This window comes from Mycobacteroides franklinii, from assembly GCF_002013895.1.
Taxonomy (GTDB): Bacteria; Actinomycetota; Actinomycetes; order Mycobacteriales; family Mycobacteriaceae; genus Mycobacterium; species Mycobacterium franklinii.
In genome coordinates this window covers 21556-38390 of record NZ_MAFQ01000006.1, presented here as the reverse complement: position 1 = coordinate 38390, position 16835 = coordinate 21556, and the positions used below count along the sequence as shown (strand labels likewise).

The window sequence follows — 16835 nt, the reverse complement described above, 5'->3', positions numbered from 1 at the left end:
GATAACCATTATCATTAAGGAGTGGACGCCAGGATCCCCTTCAGCGTCTCGCGGCCCTCGGCATCGAGCGGGAGCAGTGGCCGTCGGGGATCGCCCACGGCGCGTCCCTGTAGTTCCAGGCCCGCCTTCACGGTCGTGGGCAGTCCGCCCGCGACGATGAACTGCAGCAATGGCTTGAGTGCTGCGTAGATGGACGCGGCATCGTCGTGGCGTCCCGTGCGCACCGCCTCGTACAGGTCCAGGCACGGTTGCGGCGCTAGACACGGTGCGGCAGTGCACCACCCGGATGCGCCGACGTGGAGTGCTTCGAGGACAAGCGGGTTGCTGCCGTTGTAGAACGGCAGTTGCTCCTCGCTGAGGCGTTTGATGTCGAGCATCCGGCGCACGTCACCCGTCGACTCCTTGACCATGGTGACGTTGTCGATATCGCGGAACATCGACACCAGGAGTTCGGGTCGCATATCCACGCCGCTGGTCGCGGGGTTGTTGTAGGCCATGACCGGAATGTCGATCGCCGCGGCGACCGAGGCGTAGTGCTGTGCGATCTCGCGGTCGCTGAGCTTCCAGTACGAGATGGGCAGCACCATCACCGCGTCGGCACCGGCCTGCTGGGCGTGGCGTGCTCGCCGAATGGTGTTGGCGGTAGTCAAATCCGAGGCTCCGACGATGATGGGCACGCGTTTGTTCACGGCGGCGACTGTGGTGTCGACGACGGCGTCGAATTCGCGTTCCTCGAGATATGCGGACTCGCCGGTGCTGCCCAGCGGTGCGATGGCGTGGGCCCCGTCATCCGCGAGCCGGGATACGAGCTCGGCAAGCCGATCGACGTCCACGGTGTCATCGGGGAGGAATGGGGTGACTGGGTAGGCGATGATTCCGTGGAACTGGGGAGCTGATGTCATGCGATTTTCCTCAGGGTCTCGGGGTGATTGGCGAGTGCGGTGCGGGCGTAATAGGCGAAGTTGGCGATACTGCGCTTGGGGGTGAGGGTCCAGTCATGGGCCTCGCGGGCCAGCCGATCGGGCAGAGGGGCAATGGTTCCCGCCGCCATCGCGGCCAGTTGCAACTTGGCGCCCCGCTCGATCAATACCGCCAGTGAGCACGATTCCTCGACGGAGGCGCCGGCGACGACGTGGCCGTGGTGGGCGAGCAGTATTGCCTTCTTGTCTCCCAGTGCGGCCGAGATGATCTCGCCCTCTTCGTTTCCGACGGGAACGCCCGGCCAGTCCGGCAGGAACGCACAGTCGTCATACAAGGGTGCGATGTCCATCTGAGAAACAATCAGGGGCGTCTCCAGCATGGACAGCGCCGCGACATGGAACGGATGGGTGTGCACGATGCACTGCACGTCGGGGCGAGCCCGGTAGATCCAGCTGTGGAAACGATTGGCGGGGTTGGCCATTCCAGAGCCGTCGAGAACGTTGAGGTCCTCGTCGACGAGAAGCAGATTCTCCTCGGTGATCTCGTCGAACCCGAGTCCGAGGCGTTGGGTGTAGAAGGTGCCGGGTTTCTCGGCCCTCGCGGTGATCTGTCCGGCGAGGCCGGAGTCGTGCCCTCGGTCGAACAGTGCGCGGCAGGTGATCGCGACCTTCTGGCGGGTGGACCACTGCGAGTCGGAGAAGTGAGTCTCCATGCTGCGCTCGGCGCGATCCATCAGCTCGGACTTGGTGTCATGAAGTGTGCTGGCCATTTCCGTGCTCCTTTCTGATCTTGAGGTGTTCGATCACCACCATAGGACACAAGGTGTCATATGGTCAACAAAGTTGCCTAGTTGTTCGGGGGACACCGCGTGTCACACTGGCCGGATGACATCGCTGGTTCGCGCGCTGCGCCGGGAACGCGGCCTCACCCTCGAGGAGCTGGGCGGCCGCACGGGTCTGACCAAGAGCTACCTCTCGAAGGTCGAGCGCGAGCACAGCACGCCGTCGGTGTCGGTGGCGATGCGCATTGCCCAGGCCCTCGACGTCGATGTCAGTCGGTTGTTCACCAACGACGCCCACGAGTCGCGGGTGGTGGTGGATCGTGGCGCGGATGACTGGGACGACAGCAAGTTTCATGCGCTGAGTACCGAGATGCTCGGCAAGATCATGACGCCATTCCTGGCGAGCCCGTCGATGGAATTTGCGGAACACAAGTCTTCCCACCAGGGACAGGAATTTGTGTTCGTGCACCGCGGATCGATCGAGTTGCAGTGTGAGGACGTCAGTTATGTCCTCGAGGAGGGGGACAGCGCCTACCTCGATGCCACCCGTACCCATCGGATCCGGCGGATATCCGAGACCCAGGCTCTCGTGGTGATCGTCGCGGCCACCTAGCGACTCTCGGCAGCTAGGTGGCTACGTGGCGCGGAAGTTCATCGCGGCGCCGTTCATGCAGTAGCGCAACCCCGTGGGCTTGGGGCCGTCGTCGAACACGTGGCCCAGATGTCCCGCGCAGCGGCGGCAGAGCACTTCGGTGCGACTCATCCCCGCGCTGTTGTCTGGTCTTTCCGACACGGCGTTCGGCAGCGGCTGCCAAAAGCTCGGCCATCCCGTGCCGCTGTCGAACTTGGTCGCTGACGAGAATAGGTCCAAACTGCAACCGGCACAGCTGAAGACGCCGGCCCGATGCTCGTTGTTGAGGGGGCTGCTGTACGGGGTCTCGGTGCCGGCCTGCCGCAGGATCTGGTACTGGCTGGGGGTCAGCAGCTGGCGCCACTCGGCATCGGTGTGTGAGGTCGCCGGATTCGGTGCTGGCGGGGTCGTCGGATCGGCTGCCGCGGTAGCGAGCGCACTCCAGCTGGTCAGAGCGCACAGTGCCGCCACACCGGCGAGCAGCTGCCGTCGGGTGAGGGCCGGATCAGCGGTCGAAGGCAACCAGCGCCGCATAGATCCAGAGTAGGCCGCCCGCGACCCGCTCGAAAGGCCTCGCGGTTACTTGGTTCTTCCGCGCGCTGCGCGGTAGTTGCGCACCAGGGTGTCGGTAGAGCTGTCAGTCTGCTGTGCCGGGGATGCCTCCTCGGTGATCACGGGCAGCAAGGCGATGGCCTGCTTCTTGCCCAGCTCGACTCCCCACTGGTCAAAGGAGTCGATACCCCAGACGGTGCCCGCGGTGAACACCTCGTGCTCGTAGAGCGCGATCAGCTGCCCGACCGTGGAAGGGGTCAGCTTGCTGGCGAGAATCGTTGTGCTGGGCCGGTTTCCGGGCATGACCTTGTGCGGAACCACATTGGGCGCGGTGCCCTCCGGAAGTTCCAGGGCAATCTCCTCGGCAGTCTTTCCGAAGGCGAGCACCTGCGTCTGCGCGAAGAAGTTACTCATCAGCAGGTCGTGCATGCTGCCGGTGCCGTCGGCGGTAGGTAGATCGTCGGTGGGCTCGCTAAAGCCGATGAAGTCTGCCGGGATCAACCGCGTGCCCTGGTGCAGTAGCTGGTAGAAGGCATGCTGTCCATTGGTTCCCGGTTCGCCCCAGTAGATGTCACCGGTATCGACCGCCACGGGTGCGCCGTCGGCCTTGACCGACTTGCCGTTGGATTCCATGGTCAGCTGCTGCAGATACGCCGCGAACCTGGCCAGGTCATTGGAGTAGGGGAGCACTCCACGTGATTGTGCGCCAAAGAAATTCGAGTACCACAGGCCGATGAGGCCGAGTAGCGCGGGTGCGTTCTCTGCCAGCGGTGCGGTGCGGAAATGCTCGTCCACAACGTGGAACCCGGCCAGGAACTCACCGAACGCCTCCCGTCCGATGACTGCCATCACCGACAGGCCAATCGCCGAGTCCACCGAGTAACGGCCGCCGACCCAGTCCCAGAAACCGAACATGTTGGCGGTGTCGATCCCGAACTCCGACACCAGCTTCGCGTTGGTGGAGACGGCGACGAAGTGCTTGGACACCGCGTCCTGCCCGGCGGAGTCGCCCAGTCCGTCAATCAGCCAGCGTCGTGCGGCCGTGGCATTGGTGAGCGTCTCCAGCGTCGAGAACGTCTTGGAGGCAACAATGAAAAGTGTTGTCGCCGGGTCAAGGTCGGCGAGCGTGGCCACCAGGTCGGCGGGGTCGACGTTGGAGACGAATCGCGCCGAGATTCCGGCGTCGGCGTAGTGGCGCAGCGCCTGGTACACCATCACCGGTCCCAGGTCCGAACCGCCGATCCCGATGTTGACCACGGTGGTGATGCGCTTGCCGGTGGCTCCGGTCCACTCGCCGTTGCGCAGCCGGTCGGTGAAGTCGCCCATGGCGTCGAGCACCTGGTGCACATCGGCGACCACGTCCTGCCCGTCAACCACCAGCTGCGCGCCGCGGGGCAGGCGCAGTGCGGTGTGCAGCACCGCGCGGTCCTCGGAGGTGTTGATATGTGCCCCGGCGAACATCGCATCGCGGCGCCCCTCGAGATCGGCCGCCTTGGCCAAATCGACTAGCAGCGAAAGGGTTTCGCGGGTCAGTCGATGCTTGCTGTAATCGATGTACAAGTCGCCGACCGTGACGGTCAGCTCGCTGCCGCGCGTGGGGTCGTCGGCAAAAAACTCTCGAAGGTGGGTGGAGGCGATCTGCTTGTGATGAGTTTCCAGTGCCTGCCACGCCGCTGAGAGTGTCATGCGACCGAGCCTAGTAGGGGCGATCGCGTGGTGCAGTGCTGCCTATTGATTGGCGCAAGTTACCCATCGGTTACTGATGCGCGCGAACCCGGCGATACCCGACTTTGTCTGGGTCTTACCCCCGGCGGTTGCGGTGATGGTCACTCGTGACGAGGCGGTATCGCCGTTGATGACCGTCTTCTCGACCTTGTCCACGGTGATCTTCAGGTCATCGGACTGGCCCTCGAGGTCCTCGTCGGTGATCTTCACGCAGGACAGCGCGTTGAGCACGTCGAGGTTCTTGGCGCCGAGTGCGGCATAGAACGCCTTGAGCACGTTCGTCAGCTCGTACTGCTCATCCTTGGTTGCCTCGCGCGGCACCGAGGAGGTGGTGGGACCGGGCACGGAGATGCTGGTCGTGGTCGCCGTGGTGGTGGCGCTCCCGCTGGTCGTGGTCGTGGCGGTGCTGCCGGTGCTGCCGGTGGTACTGCTTGTCGTCCGGGCCCGCGATTTTGTGGTGGTAGTCGTGCTGGCGGTGGTCACCTCGGGGTTCACCAGCGGGACACCCAGCTTCACGGTCGGGCGTGCCTGTGGCACCTCGTCGATGGTCCGATTGTTCTCGACCCAGAGGCCGGCGGCGACGGCCGTCACCGCCGCAAGGCAGACGGCCAGCACGCCGATGACGATTGTGGTGGCGTGCCGGGCGACAAACCTGCGGGTGGGCGTGCATTCGGCCGCAACGGCGGCCTCCAGCTCGTAATCCACCGATTCGTCATCGGCCTTGGCCGGTTTATCCGTGGAGTTGTCCGCACCCTTGTCTTGGTCGCTCAACGAATCCCTCCCTCATCGCCGATCCCTGCCGGGACTCGGCCGGATCAGTGTCCCAATCTGCCGCGCCCCAGGCGCAGCAGCAACATGGCGAGAGTATGGCCTTCCTGGCCGAGCTCACTGAAGCGTTCGAGCACTTTCATCTCGCGGCTGTGGACCAGGCGCGGTCCGCCCGAGGCCATCCGTGCCTTGCCGATCTCGCGAGAGACCTCGGTGCGGCGCTTGATGGCGGCCAGGATCTCCGCGTCGAGGCGGTCGATCTCCTTGCGTAGCTCGTCGATATCGGGAGCGACATCGGCGGCCTTCGCAGCGTCGTTCTGGCTGGCCTTCTCGGTCATGTGGGTAGTCATTTCTTTCTCAACACTTTCTCTTGGAGCGGTCGCCCCGCATGCCACCCCGGAATTCGGCCTCACAAGAGATGAGCCCCGAAGTCCGGTAGCGGACTGCGGGGCTCGTGAATCGGCTAGACCACGGGCACCGGAGTCCGGTACCCGTAAAAAAATCGCTGCTGGTGGTCAAGCACACCGAAGAGTGTAGCCGACATGCGACGAATACTGACGTGAAGAGCATCAAGCCGAGGTTGTCCCTCGTCAGCGGTAAGTTAAATCGGTCATGGCGAAATCTGATTCTCTTCGCGCAAGCGGCTCATCGGCACTTCCCGAACCCGCGCTCTTTGATGTGCCCGGCGACTCGAGTTCCTCCAGCGACGTGTTGCTCGACGGCTTGAACCCGCAGCAGCGGGCCGCCGTCGCCCACCAGGGGTCACCGCTGCTCATCGTTGCCGGTGCCGGATCCGGGAAGACGGCGGTGTTGACCCGCCGCATCGCCTACCTGCTGGCCGAGCGGGACGTCAGCCCGGGCCAGATCTTGGCCATCACCTTCACCAACAAGGCGGCGGCCGAGATGCGCGAGCGCGTCGGGCAGATCGTGGCCAACCGGGTGCAGTCCATGTGGGTGTCGACGTTCCACTCCAGCTGCGTGCGCATCCTGCGTAACCAGGCCTCGCTGCTGCCCGGGCTGAACTCCAACTTCTCGATCTACGACTCCGATGATTCCCGGCGGCTGCTGCAGATGATCGGCCGCGATATGAGCCTGGACATCAAGCGCTACTCGCCACGGCTGCTGGCCACCGCGATCTCCAACCTGAAGAACGAGCTGATCTCTCCCGAGCAGGCCGTGGCCAACCTGACCGCTGACGGTACGGAAGGAGATCTGCGCGGGGAGCTTCCGCAGATCGTGGCCGATGTGTACGGCGAGTACCAGCGGCGCTTGCGCGCGGCTAATGCCTTGGACTTCGACGACCTGATCGGCGAGACCGTGGCGGTGCTGCAGCAGTTCCCGCAGATCGCGCAGTTCTACCGTCGCAAGTTCCGGCACATCTTGGTCGACGAGTACCAGGACACCAACCACGCCCAATATGTGTTGGTCCGCGAGTTGGCGGGTGCGCATGTGGACCGCACGGTCGATCCAGACGGTCCCGAACCCGCGGAGCTGTGCGTGGTGGGTGACGCCGACCAATCCATCTACGCGTTCCGCGGCGCCACCATCCGCAATATCGAGGAGTTCGAGCGCGACTATCCGAACGCGAAAACCATTTTGCTGGAGCAGAATTACCGGTCCACGCAGAATATTCTGAGTGCCGCCAACTCGGTGATCGCCAAGAATGCGAACCGCCGGGAAAAGCGGCTGTGGACCGATTCCGGCGAGGGCGAGCTGATCGTCGGCTATGTCGCGGACAACGAACACGACGAGGCATCCTTCATCGCGCGGGAGATCGACGGGCTCTTCGATCGCGGGGACGCCAACTACGGGGACGTCGCGGTGTTCTACCGCACCAACAACAACTCCCGGTCGTTGGAAGAAATCTTCATCCGAACCGGCATCCCCTATAAAGTTGTTGGGGGAGTGCGGTTTTACGAGCGCAAGGAAATTCGCGACATCGTCGCCTACCTGCGGGTGCTGACGAACCCGGGCGATGCGGTGAGCCTGCGACGCATTCTCAATACCCCTCGCCGGGGGATCGGTGACCGGGCCGAGGCATGTGTGGCCGTGCACGCCGAGTCCAAGGGCATCGGTTTCGGGGAGGCGCTCGCGGATGCCGCCGCGGGCAAGGTCGCCATGCTGAACTCTCGCTCCGAGAAGGCAATTGCCGCATTCATGGAGTTGCTCGACCAGATCCGTGTCACGCTGCGTACCGACCCGGGAGCGCTACCCGATATCGGTGACGTGGTGGATGCCGTGCTGAACCACACCGGGTATCGATACGAGCTGGAGAACAGCAGCGATCCACAGGAGCTGGCGCGGCTCGATAACCTCAATGAATTAGTCAGCGTCGCACATGAATTCAGTGCCGACGCGGTCAACGCACAGGTGGCCGGCGAAGATCTTCCGGTCGACGATGAGGATGTCGGCGCACCTCCGGGCAGCCTGGAGGCTTTCCTGGAGCGGGTGTCGCTCGTTGCCGATGCCGATGAGCTGCCCGAGTCCTCCGCCGGTGTGGTCACGATGATGACGCTGCATACCGCCAAGGGTCTGGAGTTCCCGGTGGTGTTCGTGACGGGATGGGAAGACGGCATGTTCCCGCATATGCGAGCGCTGGGCGATCCGGTGGAGCTGGCCGAGGAACGGCGGTTGGCGTACGTCGGGATCACCCGGGCACGTCAGCGGCTGTACCTGAGCCGGGCCAAGGTGCGTTCGTCGTGGGGCCAGCCCATGATGAACCCGGAATCACGCTTCCTGCAAGAGATTCCGCAAGAGCTCATCGATTGGCGCCGCACCGACCCGTTGCCGGGCCGGATCGCGACCGGTGCCGGAAGCTACGGCGGCGGGGGCTACGGGTCCAGCGGATCACGCGGGGGATTTGGCGGTGGTGCCGCTGTGCCGTCTGCGAAGAAGCGCACCAAACCACTGCTGGTGTTGGAGCCCGGTGATCGGGTGAGCCACGACAAGTACGGGCTGGGCAAGGTCATGGAGGTGACTGGTGTCGGCGAGAGCGCCACGTCGCTCATCGACTTTGGCAGTGACGGACGGGTGAAGTTGATGCACAACTTTGCGCCCGTGCAAAAGCTCTAAAATTCAAGTAGTCCGAGCTGAGCTCCGTGCGAGGCCAACCAGGCGCGTGCGTCAGTGGGCTTGCCGTCACGGCTGACCTGGAAGTACAGCCCATCGGCATGGCGGTTTTCGCCAAAGGTGGCGATCTGCTCTCCCGCTTTCACCGGCTGAGACGGAGAGACCACCCAGGTATCTACATGCCAATACTGGGTGACCACGCCGTCCGGGTGCTGGATTGCGACTACAGTGTCGTTGCTGGCCAGTGTGCCAGCTCTTGTGACTAGCCCGTCAGCGGCGGCTAAAACCGGTGTGCCGACGGCATTTTCGATGCGAACGCCCATCTTGACGCCCCCCAATGGGCGACGGTGGCATCGTCTGTCACTTTTCCGGCAGCGGGAACAACAGCTGCATACTCCGACAAATCGGGCTCTGCTTGTGCAGTCGCCGATGTTATGAGAACCCAGACGACTAATGCGGCAGCGAGAAATGCGCTTTTGCGCATCTAGGACCGATATCAGTCGCCGAAACGGGTGAAGGTGAGGCCCTTGTTGGCCAGCCAGCCCTGCGGGTCGATGCGCTGCGAACCGCCCAGCAGCACTTCGAAATGCAGGTGCGGACCGGTGGAGTTACCGCGGTTGCCGATGGTGGCGATGCGGTCACCGGCCATCACACGCTGACCCACCGAAACTTCCCACGTGTTGATGTGGCCATACAGGGTCACGGTGCCGTCCGAGTGACGGATCTTGACCCATGCGCCGTAACCGGCGGTTGGGCCCGTGGCGATGACGACGCCGTCGGCGGCGGCCACGATCGGAGTGCCAATGCTGTTGGCGATGTCGATGCCGCCGTGCAGGGCGCCCCACCGGTAGCCGAAGCCGGAGGTGAAGGTGCCGTTGGTGGGCATCACGAAGCGCGGAGCCAACAGACGTTTTTCGCGGTCGGCGCGCTCGGTCGCGAATGCGGTGGCCTTCGCCAGCTGCTCATCGGTGACCGAGGTATCGGTCGCCAGTGGGGCGGACACCAATTGCGGGCCGTGGGTGGCCATCACCGCTGCGGAGTTACCCAGTGCGAGGCTGTGGTGATCGGCAGCCGTCGCGGCATCGTGCTCGCTCAACGCGCTGTATCCGGCTGCTGCGGCAGCACCAGCGGCCATGGCGGCCAGGGCCAGGCGCGTCTTGCCTACCTGGCCGATCTCGCGGCGGCGGTGTACGCCTCCGCTGCTGATCCGGGGCAGCTTGTCGGTGGGGGTGTCACGAGGGTCTCTGGTGCGTGCAGCAGAGGCGGCGAACCAGTCCGCGGTGGCCTCGATGGAGGCGCGGATCCGGTCTGCTTCGTCGGTGTCTTCTACCCAGTCCTGCTCGATCTGGTCGAGAGCGCTCTGGTGCTCGGTCTCGGGGCCCTCTTCCGGGGCGTCCTCGTAGACGTCGTAATCCTCAAGTTCGGGGCGGTCCAGCGCGTCACCCAGGCCGAACTCGTCGATCGGCACGATGTTGGTGATCTCGTTCTCGCTTAGTTCCGCGCCCCGACCACCACGCGTGCGTATCGCTCGATGCTGTGTCAAAACCCTGCCAGTCTTCCGTTCGACGTCACGACCTGACGTGACCAAAACGTGATCTAACCCAAGAGAAGGTAACGGTTGGGCGATGGGAGTCGCAACTCAATGCGTGGATACGCATATAAATGTGACTTGCATCACGAAGTCGCTGATAGGGCTCCCAAGTCCGGGCGTCGTTGCCGAATCTCGCCGGGGCTACCTCATCACAGATCACAGCCGTATGGCGAGTCCTCGTGACCGAACTGAAACCGGTTGCAGACGTGTTCGAGTCCCACCGGCGGATGTCCAGCCGGTGAATTTTGCGACTGATCAGGTGGTGAAATCGGCCACTTACTCAGAAGTAGTGAGGGGCCTCGCTATGGCCTTGGCTACAGTCCCTAGTGCAATAGTGCCGACCCGACGTTCGATGAGGAAGATGGGCTAGCTAGATGGATCTTTTCGAGTACCAGGCCAAGGAGCTGTTCGCTAAGCACAACGTGCCGACGACGCCGGGCCGGGTTACCACCACCGCCGAGGACGCGAAGGCGATTGCCGAGGAAATCGGCAAGCCGGTGATGATCAAGGCGCAGGTCAAGGTCGGTGGACGTGGCAAGGCCGGTGGTGTGAAGTACGCCGCCACCCCCGATGACGCATTTACTCACGCACAGAACATCCTGGGCCTGGACATCAAGGGCCACATCGTCAAGAAGATCCTCGTCGCCGAGGCCAGCGATATCGCTGAGGAGTACTACATCTCCTTCCTGCTGGACCGCGCCAACCGCACCTACCTGGCCATGTGCTCGGTCGAGGGCGGCGTGGAGATCGAGGTAACGGCCGAGGAGAACCCGGACGCGCTGGCCAAGGTGCCCGTCGACGCCGTCAAGGGTGTCGACCTGGCCCTGGCTCGTGAGATCGCCGAGAAGGGCAAGCTGCCCGCCGAGGTCCTGGACTCTGCCGCTGTCACCATCCAGAAGCTGTGGGAGGTGTTCGTCGGTGAGGACGCCACCCTGGTTGAGGTCAACCCGCTGGTGCGGACCCCTGACAACCAGATCCTGGCCCTCGACGGCAAGGTGACCCTGGACGGCAACGCCGACTTCCGTCAGCCCGGCCACGCCGAGTTCGAGGACAAAGACGCGACCGATCCGCTCGAGCTCAAGGCCAAGGAGCACGACCTCAACTACGTCAAGCTCGACGGTCAGGTCGGCATCATCGGTAACGGCGCGGGCCTGGTGATGTCCACCCTGGACGTCGTCGCGTACGCCGGCGAGAACCACAACGGCGTGAAGCCCGCCAACTTCCTGGACATCGGTGGTGGCGCCTCGGCCGAGGTGATGGCCGCCGGCCTCGACGTGATCTTGGGTGACTCACAGGTCAAGAGCGTCTTCGTGAACGTGTTCGGTGGCATCACCGCGTGCGACGCAGTGGCCAACGGCATCGTCGGCGCCCTGAAGACCCTCGGTGACACGGCCAGCAAGCCGCTGGTGGTTCGTCTCGACGGCAACAAGGTCGACGAGGGACGAGCGATCCTGGCTGAGTTCAACCATCCGCTGGTCATCCAGGCCGAGACCATGGACGCCGGCGCCGACAAGGCCGCCGAGCTGGCGAGCAAGTAGAGAAGGAATCACTGACTCATGTCCATTTTCCTGAACAAAGAATCCAAGGTCATCGTCCAGGGCATCACCGGCGGTGAGGGCACCAAGCACACCGCGCTGATGCTCAAGGCCGGTACTCAGGTCGTCGGCGGCGTCAACGCGCGCAAGGCCGGAACCACCGTGTCGCACAAGGACTCCGAGGGCAACGACGTCGAGCTGCCGGTATTCGGCAGTGTCGCCGAGGCCATCAAGGAGACCGGCGCCGACGTGTCGATCGCCTTCGTGCCGCCCGCCTTCTCCAAGGACGCGATCATCGAGGCCATCGACGCCGAGATCCCGTTGCTGGTTGTCATCACCGAGGGAATCCCGGTGCAGGACAGCGCGTATGCCTGGGCCTACAACGTCGAGAAGGGCAACAAGACCCGCATCATCGGACCGAACTGCCCCGGCATCATCACCCCCGGTGAAGCCCTGGTGGGTATTACGCCCAACAACATCACCGGCACCGGTCCGGTCGGCTTGGTGTCCAAGTCCGGCACCCTGACCTACCAGATGATGTACGAGCTGCGCGATTTCGGTTTCTCGACCGCCATCGGCATCGGCGGCGACCCGGTCATCGGCACCACCCACATCGACGCCATCGAGGCGTTCGAGAAGGACCCGGAGACCAAGATCATCGTCATGATCGGTGAGATCGGTGGTGACGCCGAGGAGCGTGCCGCTGACTACATCAAGGCGAACGTGTCCAAGCCCGTCGTCGGCTACGTCGCGGGCTTCACCGCCCCCGAGGGCAAGACCATGGGCCACGCCGGTGCCATCGTGTCCGGCAGCTCGGGTACCGCCCAGGCCAAGAAGGAGGCCCTCGAGGCCGCCGGCGTGAAGGTCGGCAAGACGCCGTCCGAGACCGCCAAGCTGGCACGCGAGATCCTGCAGAGCCTGTAGCAGTTTTTTCTGCGCAAGGGCCCTGACCGGTTTTCCGGTTGGGGCCCTTGTCGTTTCGCAGTTCGCCGCGTGTGAAGTTATCGCGGAAATGAAGTCGAAATTCCGTCGTAGCTTCACGCTCGGCGCGTGGCCCTGGTCGGCTAGCCGAACCTGCTGCGGTTCGCCTCAAACGCTGCGAGCAGTTCGTCGAAACCAATCTTGAGCGAATTCGCCGATATCGCGATGGGGCTGCCCGCCATGCGCATGTTGCCGCGGTTGAGAAGTCGTGTAACCGGGCCACCCCGTGCGATGTAGCGCTCGGGGTCCTTCACGGCGACCATCAGGATCCGCTGCCTCTCGCGATCCGCCGGATAGCGCATGCGATGCGTCCACAAAATCTACTGGCAGTCGATATCCGCTTTCTCTCACTGAGAATGCGTGACCTATGCATGAACAATCGGATGATGGGGTTTGCGAACCGCTTTCGGGCGGCTACCTTCTCGATTCGTGGATCTCTCGTTCGACACGTCCGGGCTGGTGCCGAGCGAGGACGGCTGGTACGACCCGGCGACCGGTGATCAGTTCTGGGTTTCGCATTCTCGTGGTGCTTACCTGGCGGTGCCGCTGGACGACGTGGGCGCGGTGCGTCGCGAGCTCGTAGAGACCGTGCTCCACAGGCGCGCCGGCGTTGTCGAGGCGTTCATCGTCGGCGTCGACTCGTTACCCGGTCTGCTGTATGTGGTCAAGGTGCCCAAAGCCGATGCCCCGCAGGGGCTCACCTTCATGGCCTCGATCGTCGTGCCGCGCGCGAACTCCTACGCGATGGTCTGCGGGGCCTTCGCCGAGGGGCCAGTCACCGGGGCCCGAGAGGCGATCGTGCTGCAGGAGCTACTGGCGGCCGGTGAGCCGTCGTCGCGGATGTGGCCTCCGCACCCCTACGCGCCCGACCTCGAACCGGGCATTCCCTACAACATCGCCGATGAAATACGCTGGGATGAACGCTTTTCCGACCATCCGCTGACACGGCTGCGCCGGTGGGTGGCCGGGGTGACACCGACCATCAGGGTGGGGCAGAAGTTCGCCGCGCTGCCGCCGTTCTCGGAGCGTTAGGCGAACGCGGCGAGTTTTCCGGACAGCCGTTCGATGTACGCCCGCACCTCTTCTTCGGAGCGGTCCGGCATCCCGAAGATTGCCTCGGTGACACCCAGCTCGCGCCAGGTGGCCAGCTGCTCGGGGTCGGGCTTGCCCGCCAGCACATAGATCAGCGGGTCGCCGTCGCGCCCGGCCGTCTTCCATTCTTCCTTGAGCGCCACAATCTTTCCGGTGATGTCCTCATCGCGTGGGGTGGACATCCAGCCGTCGGCGTTCTTGGCGATCCATCTGAAGTTCTTCTCGGTGCCGCCCGCGCCCACGATTACCGGGACGTGCTTCTGCACCGTCTTGGGCCACGCCCAGCTGGGGCCGAAGTTGACGAATTCACCCGAGTAGCTGGCCTCTTCGTTTTCCCAGAGCTGGCGCATCGCCTCGATGTACTCGCGCAGCATGGTGCGACGGCGGCCCGCGGGAACGTTGTGGTCGGCCAGTTCGTCGGTGTTCCAGCCGTACCCGACGCCCACGGTGACCCGCCCACCGCTCATATGGTCAAGGGTGGCAATCGATTTGGCCAGAGTGATGGGATCGTGCTCGACGGGGATCGCGACCGCGGTGGCCAGGCGGATCTTGGAGGTCACTGCGCACGCGGCACCCAGCGAGACCCAGGGATCCAGGGTGCGCATGTAGCGGTCGTCGGGCAGCTCGGCTCCGCCGGTGCCGGGGTGGGCGGCCTCGCGCTTGATCGGGATATGTGTGTGTTCGGGAACGTAGAAGGTGCTGAACCCGCCGTCCTCGGCGGCCTTGGCGGCGATGGCCGGCGAGATGCCGCGGTCACTGGTGAACAGAACGAGCCCGTAGTCCATTCACCAATTAGAACGTGTTCCAGTTTTGTTGTCGAGGGTGGGGCCAAATCTCGCGGAAACGGATCACGGTGAGTCAGACGGATGACCGTCCCGTGGGTTCGCTGTTTGCATACCCCTATGACGACCGAACGGATCGCCGACCACGTCAAATTCGCCTACTGGGTCCCCAACGTCAGCGGCGGGCTGGTTACCAGCACCATCGAGCAGCGCACGGACTGGGGCTACGACTACAACGTCACCCTGGCGCGCACGGCCGAGAACAACGGCTTCGAATACGCGCTTACCCAGGTGCGCTACGAGGCGAGTTACGGTGCCGAATACCAGCACGAATCCACCAGCTTTTCGCTGGCTTTGTTACTGGCCACCGAGCGGCTCAAGGTGATCGCCGCCGTCCATCCCGGGCTGTGGCAGCCGGGTGTGCTCGCCAAGCTGGGTGCCACCGCCGACCATCTCTCGGGCGGCCGCTTCGCCGTCAACGTGGTCTCCGGATGGTTCAAGGACGAATTCACACACCTGGGCGAACCCTGGCTGGAGCATGACGAGCGGTACCGGCGCAGCGCCGAATTCCTCCAGGTGCTGCGCAAGATCTGGACCGAGGATGACGTCGATTTCCGGGGTGACTTCTACCGCATCCACGACTTCACGTTGAAACCGAAGCCGATTCACACGCCCGAGTTGTTTCAGGGCGGCAACTCCACAGCGGCCCGGCGCAACGGAGGCCTCTACTCCGACTGGTACTTCTCCAACGGTAAGGACTTCACCGGTATCACCGACCAGATCGTGGAGGTCCGGGATCATGCGCGGACCGTGGACCGCGAGGTCAGCATCGGGCTCAACGGTTTCATCATCGCCAGGGACACCGAGGCTGAAGCACGTGAGGTGCTGCGGGAAATCGTCGCGAAGGCCAATCGTCCCGCCGTCGAAGGCTTCCGCTCGGCGGTGCAGCAGGCGGGTTCGGCTACCGGCGACAAGAAGGGAATGTGGGCCGATTCGTCGTTCGAAGACCTTGTCCAATACAACGACGGATTCCGCACTCAGCTCATCGGTACTCCCGAGCAGATCGCCGAGCGGATCGCCGCGTACCGGCGCAGGGGAGTGGACCTGATCCTGGGCGGCTTCCTGCACTTCCAGGAGGAGGTCGAATACTTCGGTGCGAAGGTGCTGCCACTGGTCCGCGAGATTGAGGCCGCCGACTCTCAGGAAACGCTCAGCGAATACCGAGTGCCGGTTTTGAGCTAACCGATGCTGCCGCTGCCGCCTCTGGCCTGGCCGCGGCTTGTCTTCGGCTTGTCTCCGCCCCTGCGGGGATGGACGTGCAGTAGCGTGGAGGCGATCTACCCCGAGACCACGACCGAAACCGTGACGTAGGAGATGTAATGACGTATTCGACCGGTGGGCCCGGATACCAGCCCGCGCAGCCGTCCAACCCGTACGGCACCCCGTCTTTTGCGGCCGAGCCCAACACCGGCGCGCTGGGGGTTTACCTGCCCGGTGGTGTCCTGGTGCTGAGCCTGATCGGCTTCATCGCCGGCTTTGGGCCGTTCTACACCGGAAAGGCCAGCTCCGGAACGTCGGGCAGCTTCGGCGGGTTCGACCTTCTGGCCCTGTCTCCGGTCTTCGGCTTCGCTCAGTTCGCCCTGCTGATCGCCGGTCTGACCGCGGGTGTCTCGCTGCTGTCCGGCAAGGACGACAAGCAGGCGCCTGTCGCGATCCTGTCGATCGTCGGATTCCTCTTTGTGCTCGGCGGACTGTTCGGCAACCCGTTCGCGGCTGCCGTCGGTGAGGTCGGCATCGGGTGGGGCCTGATCACGCTCGCCGTGGTGTCCGGCCTGCAGGCCGCGGTGTCGGTGTACTCCTTGCTCAGCGAGGTCGGCGTCATCAAGGCCAAGGCTGTTTCGCCGGCGACCAACCCGTTTGGCAACCAGTACCAGCCGCAGCAGAGCTACTACACCCCGGCACAGCAGCAGCCGCAGCAGCCCAAGCAAGGCCAGCCGCAGGGCTACGGTCAGGCGCAGGCATACGGCCAGCAGCCCGGCTACGGACAGCAGCCGGCCGCCCAGGGCTACGGTCAGAGCGGCGCTCAGGCAGCTCCCGGCTACGGCCAGCAGCAGGCGGCTCCCGCCGCCCCGCCGTCGTACGGCGGCTACGGCCAGCAGCAGCCGCCGCAGTCAGCGCCCCCGACCCCGCCGCAGGGATTCAGCAGCACGGGCTTCACGCCTCCGTCCGCACAGCCGGCCCAGCAGGCCGCCTCTTCGCAGCCGACCCAGCAGTACCCCACCTTCGGTGGAACCAGCGGTCAGGCTGCCGGTGGTGAGCAGCAGGGCGGCACGGGTGCCGGCGGCGGTTCCGCTCCTGCCAGCGGTGACGACCTGTTCGGCACCTCGCGTCCCTCTAACTAGACGGT

At 64.2% G+C, this 16835-nt stretch carries 17 protein-coding genes; 7 read left to right on the top strand and 10 right to left on the bottom strand.

Annotated elements, in window-relative coordinates; all coding sequences use genetic code 11:
- Window positions 1-14: 14 nt before the first annotated feature.
- Both B4393_RS10015 and B4393_RS10010 read right to left on the bottom strand, forming a co-directional pair.
- Complete coding sequence (locus B4393_RS10015; RefSeq protein ID WP_078334041.1) at window positions 15-902, bottom strand: dihydrodipicolinate synthase family protein; 888 nt, start codon at window positions 900-902, stop codon at window positions 15-17.
- Window positions 899-1690, bottom strand: coding sequence for an aldolase (locus tag B4393_RS10010; RefSeq protein WP_078334040.1), 792 nt, complete (start codon window positions 1688-1690; stop codon window positions 899-901). Before B4393_RS10010 ends, B4393_RS10015 begins: the two co-directional genes overlap by 4 nt.
- Window positions 1691-1805: 115 nt before the next feature.
- Between B4393_RS10010 and B4393_RS10005 the strand changes: the two genes are divergently transcribed.
- On the top strand, window positions 1806-2315 hold the full coding sequence (locus B4393_RS10005) for a helix-turn-helix domain-containing protein (RefSeq protein WP_078279252.1): 510 nt from the start codon (window positions 1806-1808) through the stop codon (window positions 2313-2315).
- Between the two features lie 21 nt (window positions 2316-2336).
- Here the strand turns inward: B4393_RS10005 and msrB are convergent, their stop codons facing one another.
- From msrB to B4393_RS09985, 4 genes are read right to left on the bottom strand one after another with little or no spacing between them, the layout of a single operon-like run.
- Window positions 2337-2867, bottom strand: coding sequence for a peptide-methionine (R)-S-oxide reductase MsrB (gene msrB, locus B4393_RS10000; RefSeq protein WP_078334039.1), 531 nt, complete (start codon window positions 2865-2867; stop codon window positions 2337-2339).
- 45 nt (window positions 2868-2912) lie between these two features.
- On the bottom strand, window positions 2913-4571 hold the full coding sequence (pgi, locus tag B4393_RS09995) for a glucose-6-phosphate isomerase (RefSeq protein ID WP_078334038.1): 1659 nt from the start codon (window positions 4569-4571) through the stop codon (window positions 2913-2915).
- Between the two features lie 42 nt (window positions 4572-4613).
- Window positions 4614-5381 carry a hypothetical protein gene (locus B4393_RS09990; RefSeq protein WP_078334037.1) on the bottom strand — a complete coding sequence of 256 codons (768 nt, stop codon included), beginning with the start codon at window positions 5379-5381 and terminating at the stop codon, window positions 4614-4616.
- A 44-nt stretch (window positions 5382-5425) separates the two neighbouring features.
- Window positions 5426-5716, bottom strand: coding sequence for a chorismate mutase (locus tag B4393_RS09985; protein WP_109558328.1), 291 nt, complete (start codon window positions 5714-5716; stop codon window positions 5426-5428).
- Between the two features lie 373 nt (window positions 5717-6089).
- On the opposite strand from B4393_RS09985, the gene pcrA reads away from it, so the two are divergent.
- The gene (gene pcrA / locus B4393_RS09980) at window positions 6090-8450 is read left to right on the top strand and encodes a DNA helicase PcrA (RefSeq protein ID WP_078334410.1); all 2361 of its coding nucleotides are present in this window, start codon (window positions 6090-6092) and stop codon (window positions 8448-8450) included.
- On the opposite strand, the gene B4393_RS09975 is transcribed toward pcrA, so the two are convergent.
- Window positions 8447-8770, bottom strand: a complete 324-nt coding sequence (locus tag B4393_RS09975) for a M23 family metallopeptidase (RefSeq protein ID WP_078334035.1) — start codon at window positions 8768-8770, stop codon at window positions 8447-8449. The genes pcrA and B4393_RS09975 overlap by 4 nt on opposite strands.
- A 173-nt stretch (window positions 8771-8943) precedes the next feature.
- A complete protein-coding gene (locus B4393_RS09970) occupies window positions 8944-9990 on the bottom strand; it encodes a M23 family metallopeptidase (protein WP_078334034.1) in 1047 nt (348 codons plus the stop codon).
- 422 nt (window positions 9991-10412) lie between these two features.
- On the opposite strand from B4393_RS09970, the gene sucC reads away from it, so the two are divergent.
- Window positions 10413-11576, top strand: a complete 1164-nt coding sequence (gene sucC, locus B4393_RS09965; RefSeq protein ID WP_070936439.1) for an ADP-forming succinate--CoA ligase subunit beta — start codon at window positions 10413-10415, stop codon at window positions 11574-11576.
- 18 nt (window positions 11577-11594) lie between these two features.
- Complete coding sequence (gene sucD, locus B4393_RS09960; protein WP_078279240.1) at window positions 11595-12497, top strand: succinate--CoA ligase subunit alpha; 903 nt, start codon at window positions 11595-11597, stop codon at window positions 12495-12497.
- Window positions 12498-12637: 140 nt separating this feature from the next.
- Here the strand turns inward: sucD and B4393_RS09955 are convergent, their stop codons facing one another.
- Window positions 12638-12856 carry an STM3941 family protein gene (locus tag B4393_RS09955; RefSeq protein WP_078334033.1) on the bottom strand — a complete coding sequence of 73 codons (219 nt, stop codon included), beginning with the start codon at window positions 12854-12856 and terminating at the stop codon, window positions 12638-12640.
- Between the two features lie 127 nt (window positions 12857-12983).
- On the opposite strand from B4393_RS09955, the gene B4393_RS09950 reads away from it, so the two are divergent.
- A complete protein-coding gene (locus B4393_RS09950; protein ID WP_078334032.1) occupies window positions 12984-13586 on the top strand; it encodes a hypothetical protein in 603 nt (200 codons plus the stop codon).
- Here the strand turns inward: B4393_RS09950 and B4393_RS09945 are convergent.
- Window positions 13583-14431 (bottom strand): LLM class F420-dependent oxidoreductase, encoded by an 849-nt coding sequence (locus B4393_RS09945; RefSeq protein WP_070936431.1) that lies wholly within the window; start codon window positions 14429-14431, stop codon window positions 13583-13585. The genes B4393_RS09950 and B4393_RS09945 overlap by 4 nt on opposite strands.
- A 117-nt stretch (window positions 14432-14548) precedes the next feature.
- On the opposite strand from B4393_RS09945, the gene sfnG reads away from it, so the two are divergent.
- Complete coding sequence (sfnG, locus tag B4393_RS09940) at window positions 14549-15670, top strand: dimethylsulfone monooxygenase SfnG (protein WP_078334031.1); 1122 nt, start codon at window positions 14549-14551, stop codon at window positions 15668-15670.
- Window positions 15671-15807: 137 nt separating this feature from the next.
- The gene (locus B4393_RS09935; protein WP_078334030.1) at window positions 15808-16830 is read left to right on the top strand and encodes a DUF5336 domain-containing protein; all 1023 of its coding nucleotides are present in this window, start codon (window positions 15808-15810) and stop codon (window positions 16828-16830) included.
- The last annotated feature ends 5 nt before the right edge of the window (window positions 16831-16835 follow it).

Excerpts from the sequence above, each read along its gene's own strand:
- B4393_RS10015 (WP_078334041.1), bottom strand. The coding sequence starts at position 902 with ATGACATCAGCTCCCCAGTTCCACGGAATCATCGCCTACCCAGTCACC.
- B4393_RS10010 (WP_078334040.1), bottom strand. The coding sequence starts at position 1,690 with ATGGCCAGCACACTTCATGACACCAAGTCCGAGCTGATGGATCGCGCC.
- B4393_RS10005 (WP_078279252.1), top strand. The coding sequence starts at position 1,806 with ATGACATCGCTGGTTCGCGCGCTGCGCCGGGAACGCGGCCTCACCCTC.
- msrB (WP_078334039.1), bottom strand. The coding sequence starts at position 2,867 with ATGCGGCGCTGGTTGCCTTCGACCGCTGATCCGGCCCTCACCCGACGG.
- pgi (WP_078334038.1), bottom strand. The coding sequence starts at position 4,571 with ATGACACTCTCAGCGGCGTGGCAGGCACTGGAAACTCATCACAAGCAG.
- B4393_RS09985 (WP_109558328.1), bottom strand. The coding sequence starts at position 5,716 with ATGACCGAGAAGGCCAGCCAGAACGACGCTGCGAAGGCCGCCGATGTC.
- B4393_RS09975 (WP_078334035.1), bottom strand. The coding sequence starts at position 8,770 with ATGGGCGTTCGCATCGAAAATGCCGTCGGCACACCGGTTTTAGCCGCC.
- sucC (WP_070936439.1), top strand. The coding sequence starts at position 10,413 with ATGGATCTTTTCGAGTACCAGGCCAAGGAGCTGTTCGCTAAGCACAAC.
- sucD (WP_078279240.1), top strand. The coding sequence starts at position 11,595 with ATGTCCATTTTCCTGAACAAAGAATCCAAGGTCATCGTCCAGGGCATC.
- B4393_RS09955 (WP_078334033.1), bottom strand. The coding sequence starts at position 12,856 with ATGCGCTATCCGGCGGATCGCGAGAGGCAGCGGATCCTGATGGTCGCC.
- B4393_RS09945 (WP_070936431.1), bottom strand. The coding sequence starts at position 14,431 with ATGGACTACGGGCTCGTTCTGTTCACCAGTGACCGCGGCATCTCGCCG.
- sfnG (WP_078334031.1), top strand. The coding sequence starts at position 14,549 with ATGACGACCGAACGGATCGCCGACCACGTCAAATTCGCCTACTGGGTC.
- B4393_RS09935 (WP_078334030.1), top strand. The coding sequence starts at position 15,808 with ATGACGTATTCGACCGGTGGGCCCGGATACCAGCCCGCGCAGCCGTCC.